Genomic DNA, 20,079 nt, shown 5'->3' on the forward strand with positions numbered 1-20,079 from the left:
CTGTGCTACTTTTTTGTAAAAATTGAAAGACAATATGCTTATTTCTTTTGTTATTTTTCTGCTATTGATTTTTGGTTTTGTCGGTTTTTGCATTTCTTATATGCGAGCTCGTTTCCTTGAATGTATGAGATTCAAGATGCACTCTCGTGCGTATTATTACGGTTGGTGGACATTGTTAATGACTGTTGTCCCAGCTTTTATTTTTTTAGTTTTTTGGAACGTTGGGAGTACAGTTTACTTAGAATATAATGCTTCGCAGGCAGTTAAGATATCTATAGTACGGGCGATAGAAATAGAAAATCATGACCTTATTTTAGAGATCATTCGTGATTTAGCTAAAATTATTCATCATTTTGAGGGGGATTTGATGACAATTTCCTACGCGGATATACAAGAGAAATTGTCGAAAAAAGGGTTTGTTTTGCCTATGGAGGTACCAGATTATGCGTTGAAAGTAGCACAATCATGGTATTTTTCTTCTAAGAAACTACAATTTATCGGTTATGGTTTATGCTTTATAATTGCATTTTGTGGTTTTGTTTTTGGGATTATACATGTTTCTCCACAACAGCGTGCACGCAATAAGGTTGAGCGTTTCATTATTATTGGGTTAATTTGTGCATCTGCGATTACAGTTGTAACAACAATTGGCATTGTAATTTCCATGTTATTCCAGACGGTGAGTTTTTTTCAATCCGTACCATTTTTAAACTTTTTTTGGGGAACAGTTTGGGACCCTCGTTTTTCAACCAATGGTTCAGGGGGTGAAATAGGGCAATTTGGTTTCATACCGCTGTTGGCTGGTACGCTTTATATTGCGTTTGTGGCAATGCTTTTTGCTGTTCCTATTGGGTTGTTTGCTGCTCTTTATATGGCCGAATACGCTTCAAGTCGATTACGGTCAATTGTAAAGCCATTATTGGAGGTTCTTGCCGGTATACCCACTATTGTTTATGGTTTTTTTGCTTTAATGGTTGTTGGACCTTTTTTGCGCGATCTTTCTATTTCTCTTTCTGGTGGTGCTGGTTTTATTATGGCTCATAGTGTTTTGACTGCTGGTTTGGTTATGGGAATTATGTTGATTCCTTTTGTTTCATCTTTGTCAGATGATATTATTACTGCTGTTCCCCGTTCTTTGCGCGAAGGTTCTTACGGTTTGGGAGCAACGCAATCTGAGACTATTAAAAAAGTCATTATACCAGCAGCGCTTCCTGGGATTGTGGGGGCACTTATATTAACAGCATCCCGGGCAATTGGCGAGACAATGATTGTCGTGTTAGCAGCGGGCGTTGCAGCCAATTTGACTCTTAATCCATTTGAGGCAATGACTACAATAACGGTTAAAATTGTTAATCAATTAACAGGTGATTTTGAGTTTAATTCACCGCAGACTCTTGTAGCTTTCGCTTTGGGAATGACACTTTTTATTTTGACTCTTTTGATGAATATTTTTGCTCTTTATATAGTGCGTAAATATCGGGAGCAATATGAATGAATGGAGATTTTGTCTCGTATCGTCGTAATATTGGTCTGAGGCGTCGTTATTGGGCTGAACGTCGTTTTCGTACTTATGGCCTTGTTGCTATTTTTATTAGTTTGTTTTTTTTAATTATTCTTTTATGGTCTATTCTCAGTCAAGGCTATACAGCCTTTTTTCATAGTGAAATGACATTATCAATTTATTTGGATGAAAAGGTGATTGATCCGAGTGGTCAACGTGAAACTAATCCAAAGGTATTAATAACTGCAAATTATCCACTTCTTGTACGTAATGCTTTGGCTACAAAACTTGGAGTAGATTACAATGATCGGGCAGCTATGCGCGATATTAACCGTATGTTTTCGGGTAATGTTCGCGTGCAGTTACGTGATATGGTAGTAAAAAATCCGAACTTAATTGGTACAACGCAGAAAATTAAAATTTTAGCGGCGGCAGATGTTGATTTAGTTTGTAAAGGACAGATTAATTTGCAAGTAGCAGAGGAAAAGCGCAAAGTGTCTAATAGACAGATAGAATGGATTAGACGCTTAATTAATGACAATACACTTTATAAAACATTCAATCGCGGTTTTTTTACATTTGGTGCTTCAAGTCGTCCTGAAACTTCAGGATTAGGTGTTGCAATAATTGGTTCTTTTTATATGATGTTTATTGTCTTAGCAGTTGCGTTGCCCATAGGGGTAGCAACGGCTCTTTATCTTGAAGAATATGCGTGCAAAAATACGTTTACAGATTTTATAGAGATTAATATTAATAACCTTGCTGCTATTCCTTCGATTATTTTTGGTCTTTTAGGGCTTTCTATTTTTATTAATTTTTTAGGAATGCCACGTTCTGCATCTTTTGTTGGTGGGCTTGTTTTAACTCTTATGACATTACCAACAATTGTTATAGCTACACGCTCTGCTTTGCGAGCTGTTCCACTATCTATTCGTACAGCAGCTTTAGGATTAGGTGCATCAAAGACGCAAATGGTTTTTCATCATGTTGTTCCTTTAGCAGTGCCCGGTATTCTGACTGGCACAATTATTGGTTTGGCACAGGCACTAGGTGAAACTGCTCCTTTACTTTTGATTGGAATGGTTGCTTTTGTTGCGAATATTCCTACTACACCAATGGATCCAGCAACTGCTTTACCTGTGCAAATTTTTATGTGGGCTGGTGAAGCAGAACGTGCTTTTGTTGAAAAAACATCAGGTGCCATTATTGTATTGATGGTGTTTCTTGCTGTGATGAATATTTCAGCTGTTCTTTTGCGTCGACGATTTGAACGACGTTTATAACTTCAGTAAAGTATGTACATCGAGATAAGGTTAGGTCTACAATGAAGGTCAAAATGCGAGGTCAAGATGTTAAGGTTTTTTATGGAGATAAAGAAGCTCTCCATGGTATTACTCTTGATATCCCTAAGCATAAAGTTACTGCATTAATCGGTCCTTCAGGCTGCGGAAAGTCAACTTTTTTACGTTGTTTTAATCGTATGAATGATACAATTGAAGGTGCTAAAGTAACAGGTTTGATTACTTTAGATGAGGAAGATATTTATGATTCACGGATTGATGTTGTAGAATTACGAGCACGTGTGGGGATGGTTTTTCAAAAGCCTAACCCTTTTCCAAAATCTATTTTTGACAATGTTGCTTATGGGCCACGTATTCATGGTTTAGTGAAATCACGTATTGAATTGCATGAGGTGGTTGAAAAAAGTTTGATACAAGCAGGATTATTCGACGAAGTTAAAGATCGTCTCCATGGACCGGGAACAAGTTTGTCAGGAGGACAGCAACAACGTTTGTGTATTGCGCGTGCTATTGCTGTGAATCCTGAAGTTATCTTAATGGACGAACCATGTTCAGCTCTTGATCCGATTGCGACAGCACGTATTGAAGAACTTATCGATTCATTACGACAAGATTACACAATCGTCATTGTAACACATTCAATGCAACAAGCTGCACGTGTTTCTCAATACACGGCTATGTTTCATTTGGGGCATTTGGTAGAAGTTGATGAAACTGAAGTGATATTTACTTCACCAAAGGAACAGCGTACGCAAGACTATATTACAGGGCGTTTTGGGTAAGTTAATTTAGGAGTATAAAATATGCCTACGAGCCATACTGTCCGTTCTTATGATGCAGAGTTAAAATATTTGGCAGAAAAGATTGTGGAAATGGGTGGTTACGCAGAAAGAATGATTGAGCGCTCTATAGCATCAATTGTTCATAATGATTTTCAGCTTGCTACTACGGTTATTGCTGATGATTTATTTTTGGATGAAGCAGAACGCGACATTGATGAAAAAGCGATTACTGTTATTTGTAAACGTCAACCAATGGCTGTTGATTTGCGTGAAATTGTTGGTGCTATTCGCATTTCTTCTGATCTTGAGCGAATTGGGGATATGGCAAAAAATATTGCTAAACGGGCAGCTGCTATTTCAGAAATACGTCAACCTGAAGCTTTTTACTGTAAACTTGAAGCGATTACAATTTTGGCACTCAATCAGTTAAAGGAAGTGCTGGACGCTTATACTAAGCGTTTGTTAGATCGTATTGATGTGGTACGCGAACGTGATAATGAAATTGATGCTTTGTATACTTCTCTTTTTCGTGAGCTTTTGAATTACATGACAGAGGATATACAGAATGTTGCAGTTTGTACGCATTTGCTTTTTTGTGTAAAGAGCATTGAACGGATTGGTGACCATGTCACCAATATTGCTGAAACACTGCATTATATCATAACGGGCCATCATATGTCTTTTGATCGTCCTCGTGATGATCTTACGTATACAATTGGGGTAGATGATAAAAAAGCAGATTGAAGTTTTGAATCGTGTTTGCAAATATGATATTTGATAGATAATCCAACCTTAGATATGCAGATCGAGTAAGTATACATTGAATGATAAAAAAAAGAAAGATTGATCGATTTGCCTAGTTAAAGGAATAAGATGTTACTTTAAATTAAGGTTTTTAATTGTTTTTTCATGTAAATCTTTTTTAGTGCTTATTATATTGTTAAGGGTTTACTGGTAGGTAAATAATTAACGGTATAGTGTTATTTAATTACATATTTAAAATTTGAGTGTTTTGAAAACATATGAATCTACTGTATAAAATGAAAAAAAATAGATGGATTATACGTATCGCTGTTTCTGTAATACCGTTTGTTACTGTAGGTTGCGCATCAAATCATTTAAATATTAAGAAGGCACCCAATAATCAGGTAACTAAAGTGGCGGCACCTTCATTGACAGAGCGTCAATGTCTTATGCGTGCGATGTATTTTGAATCAAATCGTTCAAGCCGTGAGGGAATGATTGCAGTCGGAACGGTTGTTATGAACCGTGTTAATTCAAGTGCCTATCCGAAAACGATTTGCGGGGTCGTTGGTCAGCCCAAACAATTTGCTCCTGGTGTTTTAACGCGTCCTATGACTGAGAAAGCATCTGTTGCTCGTGTTAAAGAGGCTGCAGATGCTGTTTTACGGGGTGAACGGGATAAGAAGAGTAAAAACGCTATGTTTTTTCATACTGCTGGGTTGTCTTTTCCCTATAAGAATATGCACTATGTTCGTGTTGCCGGAGGCAATGCTTTTTATGAGAAACGGGCGCGTGATGGATCACTTCAAGTTCCTGTTAATGATCGTCCTTATAATGTTGCTTTTGCTTTTGCCCAAGATCGCGATGATGTACCAAATTTCATAGATATGGGCTTAAAGAACAAGGGAACAAAAGTAGAAGAAATACAAATAGCATCTGCTTCAATAGAAGTTGAGCAAGTGAATTCTATACCTTTTGTTGTTACGCAGCCTGACATGATCCCTATTCCTACGCCTGCACCTAATCGCATTGCTAAGACACAGGAAACTACGCCAGCTATAGCATATACTGCGCCATCATTGGATAAGTTAAATACAGTTGTTGCAATGTTAGAAAAACAGTACAAAGTTCGATAATTTTTCATAATTTAGAAGGATTATAAGTGATGTGTTGTAGCATTCATGCGGTATTTTCGCGTGAAATGCTTTACCATTTTGCAGAAGTTACGGTAAGAGTATGGCTTAAGCTATGAGAAAGACAATGCTTTATTCTACGCTGTTTTTTGATTATGGTTTTATGAATAACGTTTTGCTGCTTTTTATAGTTAGCTACTAATTTAACTGCTTGTTTAGCAAATAGGCTAAAAAAACGGAAAAACTTTTATCACGCAAAAGACGTTATCTATAATTTCCATAGTTTGGCTGAAGAAGTGTTTAAGCTCTCCTCATATTTATAAGATTAAAAATTTATACATTCAATGAGACCATTTTCCTATCAGAAGAGTATTGATTAGTAATGTTAAGTACATTTTAAAGTGAGGTGTATTGTTGACGCACATGCTTTAATAAGTCAAAAAATTATTCAACATAATAAGAAGTTTAGTTGATTGGATGACATCGTTCTTGTTTGATATTTTTTGCTTATTTTTAAGAGAGGCTTACTTTTTATAATACCTTATTGATAAAAATATTGCACATTGCTTTGCTTTAAAGAATGTTCTTTCAAATGCTTTTAATAGAGCATTGTTTACTAGTGAAAAAGATTGCAATGTATTGTAACTATAAAAATATGCTTCATATTGATTGGATGGTGGAGAAGGGGTAATCAATATAGATAGTCTTACTCAAATTGGCATGGTAGTTTCTAGTGTTTTGTTAGAAGAAATTGAGTTAGCTGTGATGAATTTTAGGAGTATTTTATTTGAAGATACATCAATATTAGGAAGATGAATGCCGGAACTTCCTGAAGTAGAAATAGTTCGTTGTGGGCTTAAACCAGTTTTGACTGGTGCAGAGATTATATCTGTGACACTTAATCGTAAAAATTTGCGATTTCCTTTTCCAGAAGAGTTTTCTAAAAAGCTTGTTGGTAGAAAGATCATAGAACTTGATCGACGTGCAAAATATTTATTGTTTCATCTTTCACGGAATGAAACAATTTTAGGTCATATGGGAATGTCAGGAACGTGGCGCATAGAAAATGGGCTTTTGAAAAAAGAGTACGCTTCTATAGGCAAATTAGTTGCACATGATCATTTTATAATGGACGTTAGAGCGAAAGATAGTAACGTTTACCGTATTATTTATAATGATGCTCGTCGTTTTGGTTTTATGCTTTTAGTAGACACAATAAGGCTTGATGAGCACCCGCTTTTAAAGAAGTTAGGAGTTGAGCCTATGGGGGATGCGCTTTCTGGTTCTTATTTGCAAAAGGTTTTTATCAATAAGAAAACATCTCTTAAAACTGCTTTGCTTGATCAGTCTATTATTGCAGGACTTGGGAATATTTATGTTTGCGAAGCGCTTTGGCGTAGCCGTTTATCTCCACAACGTAGTGCGTTTACATTGGCATTAAAGAGCGCGCGTGCATATGAATTTGCAAATCGTTTAGCACAAAATATATGTGCTGTGATTTCTGAAGCGATAATTGCTGGTGGATCTTCTTTACGTGATTATGTACATATAGATGGTTCACTTGGTTATTTCCAACACAATTTTTCGGTTTATGGACGAGAGGGAAAGGAATGTTTGCAATGTGGGGTGCCTATTGTACGTATTTTGCAGGCTGGACGCTCAAGTTTTTACTGCCCAAAGTGTCAAAAATGAATAAATATCTTGCAAAATCTTACAACAAGCTTAAAGTCACGGGTGGCTTATTAAAATGGAGAAATTTTTATGCTTGATAAAGTGCTTACACATCTTGATGAAAATATAGATAAAAGTCTTGAACGTCTTTTTTCTCTTTTACGTTTTCATTCAATTTCTACAGATCCAGCTTATAAGGATGCATGCCGTCAAGCAGCTGATTGGTTGGTGGAAGATTTAAAAACTATAGGTTTTGAAACTTCGCGTCGTGATACACCTGGCCACCCGATGGTTGTTGGACATCATCCAGGACCTTCGGATGACTGTTTGCATGTCCTGTTTTATGGGCATTATGATGTTCAACCAGTTGACCCCTTAAATTTATGGGCCGATGATCCATTTGAACCTTCTTTAAAAGAACGGAATGGAGAGAAGGTTATTTGTGCTCGTGGTGCTTCAGATGATAAAGGTCAGCTTATGACTTTTATTGAAGCATGCCGTGCGTTTAAAAAAGAAACAGGCCAGCTTCCTGTTAAGGTTACTATTTTATTGGAAGGTGAAGAAGAAAGTAGCTCTCCTTCACTTATTCCTTTTTTAAAAGCAAATGCTGATGAACTTAAAGCTGATTGTGCATTTGTTTGCGATACACCAATGTGGGATGCCAATACCCCCTCAGTTTGTATTGGTCTTCGGGGGTTGTTAACAGAAGAAGTCATTATCACGGGAGCTAATTGTGATTTGCATTCTGGTGCTTTTGGAGGGGCAGTAGCCAATCCTCTTCGTATTTTAACTAAAATTTTGGGTGGGCTTCATGATGAAAATAGTAGGGTGACGCTTCCTGGATTTTATGACGGTGTAGAAGAAACACCTCCACAAGTTTTGCAATCATGGAATGAGCTTAATAGTAGTGCAGAAGCGCAGCTTCGTCCCTTCGGCCTTTCTATTGCTGCTGGCGAAAAGGGGCGTAGTATTTTAGAACAAATATGGGCTCGTCCTACAGCGGAAATCAATGGTATTAGTGGGGGCTATGCAGGTGAAGGGTTTAAAACAGTTATTCCTTCTCAAGCCAGTGCAAAAGTTTCTTTTCGCTTGGTTCATAAACAAGATCCTGAGAAAATACGTCAGGCTTTTCGTAATTATGTGTGCGGCCTTGTTCCGGCAGATTGTACAGTTACATTTAAAGACCATGGTGCTTATCCAGCTGTCCAGTTATCTCATAATTCACCTTTTGTTGAGGCAGCAAAAGATGCTTTATCACAAGAATGGAATAATCCTGCTTTATTAATTGCTATGGGTGGTTCAATTTCAATTGTTGGAAGCTTTCAATCAATTCTTGGTATGGAAAGCGTCTTAGTTGGATTTGCATTGGCTGATGATCGTATTCATTCACCTAATGAAAAATATAATTTAAAGTCGTTTCATAAAGGACAACGGTCTTGGGCGCGTATTCTTGAAACTTTCGCGAATAGGAGAATAAATGACAGAAATTCGTGTTCATCAAGGTGATTTGCCAAATTTAGACAATTATCACGTTGATGCTATTGCGGTTGATACTGAAACTTTAGGATTGCAACCGTATCGTGATCGTTTGTGTGTTGTTCAGCTTTCTTCTGGGGATGGCACTGCTGATATTATACAAATTGCTAAAGGGCAAAATAGTGCTCCTAATTTGGTCAAATTGCTTGAAGATAAGGCAATTACCAAAATATTCCATTTTGGGCGTTTTGATCTTGCCATTTTAGCGCATACTTTTGGAATTATGCCAGATGTTGTTTTTTGTACAAAGATTGCATCAAAGCTTACGCGCACTTATACTGATCGGCATGGTTTGAAAGAGATTTGTAGCGAGTTGCTGAATATTAATATTTCTAAACAGCAACAATCCTCAGATTGGGCGACAGAAACTTTATCACGCGCGCAAATTGAATATGCGGCATCTGATGTTTTATATCTACATCGTTTGAAAAATGTATTTGAGACACGTTTAAAGCGTGAAGAGCGAGAAAATGTTGCAAAAGCGTGTTTTCAATTTTTACCGACGAGAGCAAAACTCGATCTTTTGGGATGGCCAGAGACTGATATTTTTGCACATAGTTGAGTTTAAAAATTTGTTTTTAATCTAAGCAGAAAAAGTTAATAGAATAAAATGCTTGTGTTTTACGGGCATTTTTTATTTTCCTATTTTTTTCAATGTATTGTTTTTGAAGAGTTTTATAGAACAGCTTTTATAAATCAATCTATTTGATCTGAAAATTATATCACGAATATGTATTCTTTTATTATAAGACATATCCTTATGTGAGATCAAAAGATACAAAATGGGGTTTATAAGGTATAGCGGTAGATAAAAGTAGGAGCTATTAATATACGTTGAAGGTCAGATATGTAGTATCTCCAAGAGTTATTGTTGGCACTATGGCCATGGGTAGTGCTTTTTCTAGAGAAGTCGGCGAATAACAACTTGTGTGCAATTTTATTTATTTTTAATCACGCATTAATACCTAGTATCGTGAAGGCGCGATTATGGTATGGTTTTAAGGTATTTTAAATTTGAGATACATTAAAGGTGCTATAAGTCCATTGTGAGTAATGGGTGGGTATAAGGTGTTTCTTGGTTATATCCTTGGTATTGAATATTCAATAACCAAAAAATTATCGTCCCGTATAAAAGATTAATATTTGAATTTCAAGAAAAAGAAATTTGCAAAAAACAAGGTTTCAAATTGGTTGCCAAATCAATTTTTCATGTTGATATGCACCATGCACAATCCTCATTTATGGGGGGTTACATTGTTAGAATACCCTATTTTGATGAATCTTTCACTTTTTTCTTAATCTTCCTATGGATATTTGGAGTGAAGTAATTATATATAAAATCCGTTTTGGATATTTAGATATTTTGTATGGAGATTGATCTATGAATATAAAACATCTCGGATTTATATTTTTTTTCGCTTTTGGTTCAACTTCTTCAGTCCAGGGAGCTAGTCTTATGAGTGTGAAAGGGTTAGCACTAGATATTGCTCACACTTCTTCTTCTAAAGATTTGCATTTTGGTGAGCAGGATAGTGATACTACGAATGGTGCTTTTCTAAATATTTCTTGTACTGATCACAACAAATGGACAACGAATTATGGGCAGGGTGCAGTTTTTTTAATTAGAAACAATGGAGGCAATAGAAATCTGGTATCATCAAATCGAAGATTACGGCGTCCATCGTGGTGGCTTAGAATACATACGTTTAGTTATTAGTTAATAATGAAACTGCTTCAGTGACGTTTTGAACAAAAATAATAGAAAATGAGGTGAGTGTATATGCATTTTCCTGCACCTTATCTGGTTTTGTTTGTGTTATTAGCTATCTGGGACCTCAGAGTATTATTTTAAGTTTAGTCAATCCGTAGAAATGGATGATTGGATTATTTCTAGTCGTGTAATGGATGGCATGAAAGGCACTATTTATGTTTCTACTAGACGGCGTGAGTGGTTCATTCTGAATGATTGTTATTTGTGTAATGAGTATTTGGATTTCGGTAGATATTTGAACAGAAGCTCAAATTTACAAGTTTGCTACACGATTACTGGGCTATTATAGCTTATAAATCTCATTTATTAAGACGTTAAAAGTTATGTCTTTATTCTTGATGGTGCGTTTATTTAGAAAAGCCAATTTTCTTTATTATCCTATTTATTTAAGGGGGAGGTGTGGTATTGTAGTGAACAGATTGATGGAGTCTCGAGAAAAGATTTATTAGATAATATAAGGACATACATAACAATTACAGTACAATGTCATATAGTATTTCAAACATATAAAATTTTTTATGTATTTAAGAAGATGCTGAATTTATTATTTATGGTTTTATTAGGTGGAGTGCTTGTCACGTTTTTTCTGCCAAATAGTGAAATATCTTTCTATTATTTATCGCTATCTTTTTAGACTATATTGCTGTTAGCGGGTCTTTAGGTCGATTATTATCAATAATGAACAAAAAAATAACTTAATCAGACTCATTTCTATAATATGTGTCCTCTTGTTAATGAAGAACCGAGAATTATTTTTCTATAGATAATTGAAATAAAATATTATAAAATACATTTTGAATCGTATTATGGAGATCAGTCTATGATAAGGTGCCTTATTATTATATGTGCTCTTACTTTATTCTCAACTTCTGTTGTGCGAGCATCAGGTTATATGGTTATTCAAGAACCAATGCCAGTTTTTGTTCCTTCTACTTTTTCTTGGGAAGGTTTGTATTTAGGTGGACAAATTGGTGGGGCATTGGGCAAACTTTCTTTAAGTCCTCGTGTTATTTCTGGTAAAAATACTGTTACTAAAAAATCTCAAATAGTTTCGAGTGATAAGCATAATCTTGCAGGTTTTATAGGTGGTTTTTATGCAGGTTCCAACCTTAGGATCGACAATGGACTTATCTTAAGCGTTGATACAGACATTGTTTGGTCTAACCAAAAGAATGTACAATTTGGTAAGCGGATGACTGTTGGTGATCAATCAGCTCGTGTACATAACGCACTCGTTAGTCGTTTTGGGCACAAAAAATCTGGCTCGGTTAAAGTGGGTGATGAGGTAACTTATAATACCACTCGTAAAGAGAAATGGGCTGGTGCCACACGGATTCGTATTGGTTTTGCTGCTGATCGTATTATGCCTTATATTGCCGGCGGCATTGCTTATACGAAACTTCAAATCGTCCCTTGGTTTTTAGTTAATTCAGCTAACCCTTTAAATTTAACAGCAGAAAAAAAGGCGATGATTGGTTATACTCTTGGTGCAGGGGTTAATTTTGCAGTAAGTGATAATGTTATTCTTCGTGGAGAATATCGTTATTCAGATTTTGGTAAAAAGAAATTTATGGAGAGTCCGGTAAATGTTAGTTATAGCACCCATGACTTACGTGTGGGTGTAGCATATAAATTGTAACCTTTTGTTAAGATTAATTGATAAAGAATTCTATTTTTAATGGAACTCTCGACGTTTAATTGAGGGGTGTGTCTTTTTTGTTACAGATATTTAGCGAAAGTAGTTTATATAAGTTTCATATTCACACATTAGCTATGGAGTAAATTATGAATATGAAATGTGTAATAACAGCGTCTATTTTTGCTTTAGTTTCAGCTTCTGCAGCTCAAGCAGCAGATATGCCAATTCAGGAAAGATCAACACCAGTGTTGCCACAAGTTGTTGTTGCTCCTGCTTTTTCTTGGACAGGTTTTTACCTCGGTGGCCAGATCGGTGGTTTTTCAAGTAACAGTAATTGGGTGCAGACTTCTGGTAACATACAAGGAATTCTTGAAAACAATAAGGCGTTTCCTAAATTTTCAGGTTTTGTGGGGGGGCTTTACGCAGGTTCTAACGTTGATTTCGGTAATGGCTTTGTTTTGGGTGTTGACACAGACATCGTTTGGTCTGGGGAAAAAGCTAAAGCATCGAGAAACTCTACTTTGTCTCAGACTGGTAGTGAAACAAGATTCGCAGCGCGGGTTGGAGTATCTACTGGAATTTCTGAGCTTGTGCCAGAAACTAACCAAGGATCTGGTAATAACGCTTCTAATGTAACTGGAGATGTAACTTTTAGCGATAAATGGTCTGGTGCTACACGGGTTCGTCTTGGTGCTGCTTTTGATCGTATTATGCCTTATGTTGCTGGTGGTATTGCTTATTCGCAAATTAAAGCTTCAGTTACAGCAAAAGATGCGGCAGGTACAGAGACAGTTGTTGAAGGCTTGTCAGGTTCAAAAACGTTGGTTGGATACACTCTTGGTGCCGGTGTTGATTTTGCAATGACTGACAGTGTTATGTTACGTGCAGAGTATCGTTACTCAGATTTTGGTAAAAAGAAATTTATCAATGACCAAGTTGAAGTTGATCTTAAGACCAATGATTTCCGCGTTGGTGTAGCGTACAAATTCTAATTTGTTATAAGGTTTAAATTTTTAAAAGGCTCTGTCTTTGGCAGGGCCTTTATCTTTTGATAAATTTATTTTTAATGGAACTCTTAGCGTTTAATTGAGAGGTGTGTCTTTTTTGCTACAGATATTTAGCGAGTGTGATTTATATAAACTCCATATTCGCACATTAGCTATGGAGTAAATTATGAATATGAAATGTGTAATAACAGCGTCTATTTTTGCTTTAGTTTCAGCATCTGCAGCTCAAGCAGCTGATATGCCAGTTCAAGAAAGACCGACAACAATGTTGTCACAAGTTGTTGTTGCTCCTGCTTTTTCTTGGACAGGTTTTTACCTTGGTGGTCAGATCGGTGGTTTTTCAAATAACAGTAATTGGGTGCGGACTTCTGGTGACATACGAGGGATTCTTGGACACAATAAGGCGTTTCCTAAATTTTCAGGTTTTGTAGGGGGCCTTTACGCAGGCTCTAACGTTGATTTCGGTAATGGTTTTGTTTTGGGTATTGACACAGACATCGTTTGGTCTGGAGCTAAAGTCAAAGTATCAAACAGCTCTTGGTCTCAGACTGATGATGAGATAAGAGTTGTAACGCAGGATGGAAGATCTACTGGAAGACCTGTTCTTGTTCAAGAAACTAACAATAATGTTTCTCGTGTAACTACAAATGTAACTTTTAGCGATAAATGGTCTGGTACTACACGGGTTCGTCTTGGTTTTGCATTTGATCGTATTATGCCTTATGTTGCTGGTGGTGTTGCTTATTCGCAGATTAAAGCTTCGGTTGCAGAAGAAAGGCAAGGCGTAGAAACAGTTTTTGAAGAATTGTCAGGTTCAAAGACGATGGTTGGCTATACTCTTGGTGCCGGTGTTGACTTTGCAATGACTGACAGTGTTATGTTACGTGCAGAGTACCGTTACTCAGACTTTGGTAAAAAGACATTTATCAATAACAGCGCTGAAGTTGATCTTAAGACCAATGATTTCCGCGTTGGTATAGCATACAAATTCTAATTTGTTGTAAAATTTAAGTTTTTTAAAGGCTCTGTCTATGGCACAGGGCCTTTATTTTTTGATGAATTTATTTTGGGGTTTCTTTTTTTACTGATTTTGTGATAAAGCCCTGACGCGTGATGATATTTTCTTCTTAATCGTTGCTTCATACGAATTATTAATTCGGCCTTCCGCATAAATTAAACAACCATGGTTGCAGGGTTTAGGGGAATTGTGAAAAATAAAATCATAAAAGTGGACAGGAACGTTTCACAATGACTGTGAAAAATGAAACAATAGATTACTCAAAAACTCTTTATTTACCAAAAACAAATTTTCCTATGCGTGCAGGGTTGCCGCAAAAAGAGCAAGAATTAATGGCTCGGTGGGAAAAGATTGATCTTTATACCCGTTTGCGTCAACAAGCAAAAGATCGTCCACTTTATGTTATCCATGATGGTCCGCCTTATGCAAATGGCAATATTCATATTGGGCATGCTTTAAACAAAGTTTTAAAGGATGTTGTTGTGCGTTCATTTCAAATGCGTGGTTTTAATGCAAATTATGTCCCTGGGTGGGACTGTCATGGGCTTCCCATTGAGTGGAAAGTTGAAGAAAAATACCGTGCACAGGGGAGAAATAAGGATGATGTACCCCTTAATGAATTTCGTCAAGAGTGTCGAGAATTTGCACAATATTGGGTTACCGTTCAGAGTGAAGAATTTAAACGTCTTGGTATTGTTGGAGATTTTAAAAATCCTTACACGACAATGGCTTTTCACGCAGAAGCATGCATTGCAGGTGAATTGATAAAATTTGCTATGTCAGATCAACTTTATTGTGGTTCAAAGCCTGTAATGTGGTCTGTGGTGGAGCGTACGGCTTTGGCTGAGGCAGAGATTGAATATCACGATCATGAGTCTGAAGTTATCTGGGTTAAATATCCTATTTTACGCTCTTCTTCTCATGATTTATGTGATGCTTTTGTAGTAATTTGGACAACAACACCATGGACAATTCCTGGAAGCCGTGCAGTTAGTTATGCTTCTAAGATTTCTTATGGTGTTTATGAAATTGAGAGTGCAGAAAATGCTTTTGGCCCCCAAGCTGGTGAAAAGCTTCTTTTTGCTGATGCTTTGGCTGATAGTTGCGCAGAAAAAGCGAAACTTGTTCTTAAGCGTTTGCGCTCTGTTTTAGATGATGAACTTAAATCTCTTGTTTTATCCCACCCCTTAAAAGGTTTATCTGGGGGATATCTCTATAAAATCCCGATGCTTGATGGTTCCCATGTAACGGATAGTTCTGGTACAGGTTTTGTCCATACAGCACCTAGCCATGGGCGTGAGGATTTTGAAATTTGGAATAGTTATAAATCTGCATTGGAGCAGGCTGGTATCGATACGGCTATTCCTTTTCCCGTTGATGATGCTGGTTTTTATACAAAAGATGCACCTGGTTTTGGGCCAGAACGTAAAGAAGGGGCTGCCCGCGTTATTGATGATAATGGTAAAATGGGTAATGCAAATAAAGAAGTTATTGATGCTTTAATTCAAGCGGATCGATTATTTGCACGTGGTCGTTTAAAGCATTCATATCCTCATAGTTGGCGTTCCAAAAAACCAGTAATTTTTCGTAATACGCCACAGTGGTTTATTTCAATGGATAAAGATTTCGGTGATAGTTCAACTTTACGCAGCCGAGCCTTAGAAGCTGTTTCGATAACGCGTTTTGTTCCATCTTCTGGTCAAAATCGTTTAGCTTCTATGATAGCAGATCGCCCTGATTGGGTACTTTCTCGTCAGCGAGCTTGGGGTGTTCCGATTTGTATTTTTGCTAATGAAGATGGTGTTGTTCTTAAAGATGAACAAGTCAATGAGCGTATTTTGCAGGCTTTTGAAGCGGAAGGTGCGGATGCTTGGTTTGCACAAGGGGCGCGTGAACGTTTTTTGGGTGCACGTGCACATGAGTCTTGGCACCAGGTGCGTGATATTTTAGATGTTTGGTTTGATTCTGGGTCGACTCATAGTTTTGTATTAGAAGGTCGCGCTGATTTGAAATGGCCTGCTGATGTTTATTTTGAAGGGTCGGATCAACATCGTGGTTGGTTTCAGTCTTCTCTTTTGGAAAGTTGTGGGACGCGTGCTTGTTCACCTTATAAAACGGTGATTACACATGGTTTTACTCTGGATGAGAATGGCAAAAAATGTCTAAATCTTTAGGGAATACAGTTGTTCCACAAGATGTCATTAAAACCTCTGGCGCTGATATTTTTCGTCTTTGGGTGATGACGACTGATTATTGGGAAGATCAGCGTTTAGGCAAAAATATCCTTCAGACAAATGTGGATTTGTATCGTAAATTGCGTAATGCAATTCGTTGGATGCTTGGAACTTTAGCGCATGATACAGGGGAAGAAGTACCTTATTGTGCTATGCCGGATCTTGAAAAGTTCATACTGCATCGACTTTATGAGCTCAATCAATTGATTAATCAGTCTTACGATGCGTTTGATTTTAAAAAAATTATGCGTGCATTATTAGATTTTTCGATCATTGAGTTATCTGCATTTTATTTTGATATCCGCAAAGATTCTCTTTATTGTGATGCACCTTCATCAAAAAAGCGTAAAGCTTCTTTACAGGTTGTTCGTGAGATTTTTGAACGGATGGTAACGTGGCTTGCTCCTATGTTGCCTTTTACAATGGAAGAAGCTTGGTTGGAGCGTTATCCAGAAAGTTGTTCAGTACATTTAGAGCAATTTCGTTTTGCTCCAGAAGAGTGGAAAAATGAAGCATTAGCTGAGCGTTGGAAAAAAGTTCGGCAAGTTCGGAAAGTTGTTACGGGCGCTTTAGAACTTGAACGGGCAGAAAAACGTATTGGATCATCTTTAGAGGCAGCGCCTGTTGTTTTTATTTCTAATCCAGTTTTATTGGAAGCGTTAGACAATTTAGATATGGCGGAAATTTGTATCACCAGTGCTCTAACAATTGTTCAGGATATACCACCTTCAAATGCTTTTATTTTAGATGATGTTGAAGGTATTGGTGTATGTTCAAATAAGGCTTTAGGTGCAAAATGCGCTAGGTCATGGCGTTATACACAAGATGTTGGAAGTGATCCAGCTTATCCTGATGTCTCTGCTCGTGATGCGGCTGCTTTGCGGGAATTGCAGGAACTTGACGAGAATTGCAAAGGCTCTAAGTTAGAAGAATTGAAGTAAGCGATATTCAACAGTTTTTGTCATGTGAATTCTGTCATTGCTGAGGAGGGTCTTTTATGTTAAGTGCAGAATGCATTATTATGTCTACAGATAGGTAAGTTTGTGCGTAGATAACTAGTTCCTAGTTAATCAGAGTGGATATAAGTGAATCATACGTTTGAAAAGTGGATAAGCAGTGAAAAAGCGTGAAGTCAAAATAGTGTTAATGAGCACCCTCAGTGTATGCTTTATTTTAACAGGGTGTCGTGTGCCTGCTCCCACTTATGGGACAGATAAGGCAGTTTCATTGCAATTTGTTGATGATATTGTGAGCCTTGTTCCATCTAGTTCAACAGATAATAATCCACCTGTTATGAAGCAACGCCCTGAACTTGTATATCCAGGGCCGGATTCGCGTACAGTTTTACCTCCGCCTCGAGAAGATAGTGTAGGGGGCTCCCCACAGGTGAATGTGAAACAACGACGTAAGAAATATTTGTTCCGTCGACAAGCAGCAGATGAGGGATATGTAAATTATCAGAGAGATCTTAGTGAGCCACCTTTAATTTATCGTCAACCAGCAAAAACAGCACCTGTTGGTCAAAAGGGGCACGATGAATCAGTGAAAGAACGTAAAAGGAAGCGTGCTGCAAGAAAAGCAAAATCTGGTGACAAGAAGAGCTTGTGGCCTTTTTAAAAGCATTGCCTAAAGAGTAGGTATTTGAGGCGAAAGTAAAGTGTGTTTTTGATTTCGCTTTTGAGCAAAGAATTCTTTAAGTAAGTGACTTGCTTCTTTTTCTTTGAAACCAGAATAGACTTCAGGTATATGATGACAAGTTGGCTGTTGATAAAAGCGCGGACCGTGTTCAACAGCACCGCCTTTTGGGTCGCTTGTTGCATAATAGAGGCGTCGTATGCGTGCAAATGAAATGGCTGCAGCGCACATAGCGCAAGGTTCGAGTGTTACATAGAGATCGCAATCAGGAATTCTTTCGCTTTGGAGCATTTCACAAGCTATACGAATAGCGCGTATTTCTGCATGTCCTGTAGGGTCGCATGCAGTTTTTGTATAGTTTCCAATACGTGCAATGATTGTTTTACCACGCATGATGACAGCACCTACAGGGATTTCATCTTGCTTTGCTGCCAATTGTGCTTCTAAAATGGCTATTTCCATAGGAGTAAAAGTCATATTTTTCTTTCTATGTAGAGAATAGGTAATCAAATAGTTATAGAAGTTTGCTGTAGAGTAATTGAATGTCTTATATTTAATTTATGATAAAAGAGATTTTATCATTTCTTTAAAAGTGTTTACAGTTAATTTGAAAATAAACAGGTGCATATTATTGCTGTTAAAGGATAGAAAATGATGAACGATAGTACTACTCCCTCTTTTCAGGATAAACGATATGATGCATGTGATAAATTTTCTAAAAGATCTGAGGGGGAGCAAAATAAAAAGAAAATAGATGACAACAGTGAAAATGAGCGGATTGCTAAAAGATTAGCACGTGCTGGTGTAGCATCGCGTCGTGATGCGGAAATGATGATTATTGCGGGGCGTGTTGTTGTTAATGGGGCAGTTGTAACTACGCCTGTTTTTAATGTTACGCGTTCTGATGTTATTACAGTTGATGGCAAATCTTTGCCTCCTGTGGAAAGAACACGTTTATGGCTTTACCACAAACCAGCAGGATTTGTTACAACTAACCGTGATCCTGAGGGAAGACCAACAGTATTTGATAATTTGCCGAAAGAAATGCCTCGTGTTTTATCTGTGGGTCGTCTTGATATTAATACAGAAGGGCTCTTGTTATTAACTAATGATGGTGGTTTAGCACGTATATTAGAGCTTCCTATAACGGGATGGGTGCGAAAATATCGGGTGCGTGCCCACGGAAAAATTAAACAGAGTAAACTTGATAGCCTTAAAAATGGTATTGCGATTAAGGGTGTTTTTTATGGCTCGATTGAAGCATCAATTGAACGTGAGCAGGGAGCAAATATATGGCTTTCTGTGGCTTTGCGTGAAGGAAAAAATCATGAAATTAAGAATGTTTTAGGAGCTTTAGGGTTATCGGTTAATCGTTTAATTCGTATATCTTATGGTCCATTTCAACTTGCTGACTTAGACAAAGGGGCAGTTCGTGAGTTAAGAGGCCGGGTATTACGTGATCAATTGGGTGAACGTTTGATTGCACAAGCCAATGCGGATTTTGATTCTCCTATTCTTAAACCATTTTCAAATTCTGTAGTTTCTGTAAAAAAACAGAACAGTAAAAAGCTTTTTTTAGCAGGTGATGATGAGGTTATTTCTCGTGTAAATGGTACACGACATGAAAAACAAAGTGGCTTTTGTGAAGGTCGTCGGGCACGATTGAATACGAAATCTGATGAACAATCTATGGATAAAACAAAGAATTTGTCGCTGCGTTCACGTCATTCTAATGTTTGGATGGCTCCTGGCGCGCGTCCACAGGTTGAGCGTAAGAAGTTTTGCTATAATGAAGACAGTTATCATAATCGTGCAAGTGATTATGTTGGTAAAAGATTTTCGGGTAAAGAAAAATTATTAGAAGGCCAATTACGAAAAGAGAACTCCGTTAATTTTAATAAAAAACGTGGCAAAATACCTTATGATGCAACACGTTCTTGCAGCAAGGAAGATCAGCTTTTTAAAAAGAAGGGGAAAGTTACCACGGGCGATAATGATAAGCGTTTTTCAGATAGCAAGCGAAAGAGTAAGTTTTGTAGTGGTAATTTAAGCAAATTTAAACCTGTGAGAAATGGAATAAAAACATCTAAATTATCTAGAGGCTGAT

The 20,079-nt window shown here is 37.2% G+C and carries 15 protein-coding genes and 1 pseudogene; 15 read left to right on the forward strand and 1 reads right to left on the reverse strand.

The window, feature by feature from the left end:
- Positions 1–34 precede the first annotated feature (34 nt).
- From pstC to BWD121_RS00230, 14 genes and pseudogenes are all read left to right on the forward strand, one after another.
- Positions 35–1,495 (forward strand): phosphate ABC transporter permease subunit PstC, encoded by a 1,461-nt coding sequence (gene pstC, locus BWD121_RS00165; RefSeq protein WP_078662867.1) that lies wholly within the window; start codon positions 35–37, stop codon positions 1,493–1,495.
- Positions 1,492–2,784: a phosphate ABC transporter permease PstA gene (gene pstA, locus BWD121_RS00170; protein ID WP_078662868.1), complete on the forward strand. Its 1,293-nt coding sequence runs from the start codon at positions 1,492–1,494 to the stop codon at positions 2,782–2,784. The genes pstC and pstA overlap by 4 nt, the downstream gene beginning before the upstream one ends.
- 41 nt (positions 2,785–2,825) lie before the next feature.
- The gene (pstB, locus tag BWD121_RS00175) at positions 2,826–3,584 is read left to right on the forward strand and encodes a phosphate ABC transporter ATP-binding protein PstB (protein WP_240536671.1); all 759 of its coding nucleotides are present in this window, start codon (positions 2,826–2,828) and stop codon (positions 3,582–3,584) included.
- Positions 3,585–3,605: 21 nt separating this feature from the next.
- On the forward strand, positions 3,606–4,328 hold the full coding sequence (gene phoU / locus BWD121_RS00180; RefSeq protein WP_078662870.1) for a phosphate signaling complex protein PhoU: 723 nt from the start codon (positions 3,606–3,608) through the stop codon (positions 4,326–4,328).
- 296 nt (positions 4,329–4,624) lie between these two features.
- On the forward strand, positions 4,625–5,464 hold the full coding sequence (locus BWD121_RS00185) for a cell wall hydrolase (protein ID WP_078662871.1): 840 nt from the start codon (positions 4,625–4,627) through the stop codon (positions 5,462–5,464).
- 813 nt (positions 5,465–6,277) lie between these two features.
- Entirely contained in the window at positions 6,278–7,153 is an 876-nt protein-coding gene (gene mutM, locus BWD121_RS00190) for a bifunctional DNA-formamidopyrimidine glycosylase/DNA-(apurinic or apyrimidinic site) lyase (RefSeq protein WP_078662872.1), read from the forward strand.
- A 69-nt stretch (positions 7,154–7,222) separates the two neighbouring features.
- Complete coding sequence (locus tag BWD121_RS00195; protein WP_078662873.1) at positions 7,223–8,638, forward strand: M20/M25/M40 family metallo-hydrolase; 1,416 nt, start codon at positions 7,223–7,225, stop codon at positions 8,636–8,638.
- A complete protein-coding gene (locus tag BWD121_RS00200; protein WP_078662874.1) occupies positions 8,610–9,230 on the forward strand; it encodes a ribonuclease D in 621 nt (206 codons plus the stop codon). Before BWD121_RS00195 ends, BWD121_RS00200 begins: the two co-directional genes overlap by 29 nt.
- 819 nt (positions 9,231–10,049) lie before the next feature.
- Positions 10,050–10,385: a hypothetical protein gene (locus tag BWD121_RS00205; RefSeq protein WP_078662875.1), complete on the forward strand. Its 336-nt coding sequence runs from the start codon at positions 10,050–10,052 to the stop codon at positions 10,383–10,385.
- An 874-nt stretch (positions 10,386–11,259) separates the two neighbouring features.
- Positions 11,260–12,078 (forward strand): outer membrane protein, encoded by an 819-nt coding sequence (locus tag BWD121_RS00210; protein WP_078662876.1) that lies wholly within the window; start codon positions 11,260–11,262, stop codon positions 12,076–12,078.
- Between the two features lie 146 nt (positions 12,079–12,224).
- Positions 12,225–13,070, forward strand: coding sequence for an outer membrane protein (locus tag BWD121_RS00215; protein WP_078662877.1), 846 nt, complete (start codon positions 12,225–12,227; stop codon positions 13,068–13,070).
- Positions 13,071–13,251: 181 nt separating this feature from the next.
- On the forward strand, positions 13,252–14,079 hold the full coding sequence (locus BWD121_RS00220; protein ID WP_078662878.1) for an outer membrane protein: 828 nt from the start codon (positions 13,252–13,254) through the stop codon (positions 14,077–14,079).
- Between the two features lie 254 nt (positions 14,080–14,333).
- Positions 14,334–17,278 (forward strand): annotated as a pseudogene (gene ileS / locus BWD121_RS00225) (isoleucine--tRNA ligase).
- A 175-nt stretch (positions 17,279–17,453) separates the two neighbouring features.
- Complete coding sequence (locus BWD121_RS00230) at positions 17,454–17,954, forward strand: hypothetical protein (protein ID WP_078662879.1); 501 nt, start codon at positions 17,454–17,456, stop codon at positions 17,952–17,954.
- Between the two features lie 9 nt (positions 17,955–17,963).
- On the opposite strand, the gene BWD121_RS00235 is transcribed toward BWD121_RS00230, so the two are convergent.
- Complete coding sequence (locus tag BWD121_RS00235) at positions 17,964–18,449, reverse strand: nucleoside deaminase (RefSeq protein WP_078662880.1); 486 nt, start codon at positions 18,447–18,449, stop codon at positions 17,964–17,966.
- Positions 18,450–18,722: 273 nt separating this feature from the next.
- Here BWD121_RS00235 and BWD121_RS00240 point away from each other — a divergent pair, with 273 nt between their 5' ends.
- Positions 18,723–20,078, forward strand: coding sequence for a pseudouridine synthase (locus BWD121_RS00240; protein ID WP_078664029.1), 1,356 nt, complete (start codon positions 18,723–18,725; stop codon positions 20,076–20,078).
- Position 20,079: the final 1 nt, after the last annotated feature.

The organism is Bartonella sp. WD12.1 (assembly GCF_002022415.1).
Classification (GTDB): Bacteria; Pseudomonadota; Alphaproteobacteria; order Rhizobiales; family Rhizobiaceae; genus Bartonella.

Coding starts and splice junctions, on each gene's coding strand:
- pstC (WP_078662867.1), top strand. CDS start 35: ATGCTTATTTCTTTTGTTATTTTTCTGCTATTGATTTTTGGTTTTGTC.
- pstA (WP_078662868.1), top strand. CDS start 1,492: ATGAATGGAGATTTTGTCTCGTATCGTCGTAATATTGGTCTGAGGCGT.
- pstB (WP_240536671.1), top strand. CDS start 2,826: ATGAAGGTCAAAATGCGAGGTCAAGATGTTAAGGTTTTTTATGGAGAT.
- phoU (WP_078662870.1), top strand. CDS start 3,606: ATGCCTACGAGCCATACTGTCCGTTCTTATGATGCAGAGTTAAAATAT.
- BWD121_RS00185 (WP_078662871.1), top strand. CDS start 4,625: ATGAAAAAAAATAGATGGATTATACGTATCGCTGTTTCTGTAATACCG.
- mutM (WP_078662872.1), top strand. CDS start 6,278: ATGCCGGAACTTCCTGAAGTAGAAATAGTTCGTTGTGGGCTTAAACCA.
- BWD121_RS00195 (WP_078662873.1), top strand. CDS start 7,223: ATGCTTGATAAAGTGCTTACACATCTTGATGAAAATATAGATAAAAGT.
- BWD121_RS00200 (WP_078662874.1), top strand. CDS start 8,610: ATGACAGAAATTCGTGTTCATCAAGGTGATTTGCCAAATTTAGACAAT.
- BWD121_RS00205 (WP_078662875.1), top strand. CDS start 10,050: ATGAATATAAAACATCTCGGATTTATATTTTTTTTCGCTTTTGGTTCA.
- BWD121_RS00210 (WP_078662876.1), top strand. CDS start 11,260: ATGATAAGGTGCCTTATTATTATATGTGCTCTTACTTTATTCTCAACT.
- BWD121_RS00215 (WP_078662877.1), top strand. CDS start 12,225: ATGAATATGAAATGTGTAATAACAGCGTCTATTTTTGCTTTAGTTTCA.
- BWD121_RS00220 (WP_078662878.1), top strand. CDS start 13,252: ATGAATATGAAATGTGTAATAACAGCGTCTATTTTTGCTTTAGTTTCA.
- BWD121_RS00235 (WP_078662880.1), bottom strand. CDS start 18,449: ATGACTTTTACTCCTATGGAAATAGCCATTTTAGAAGCACAATTGGCA.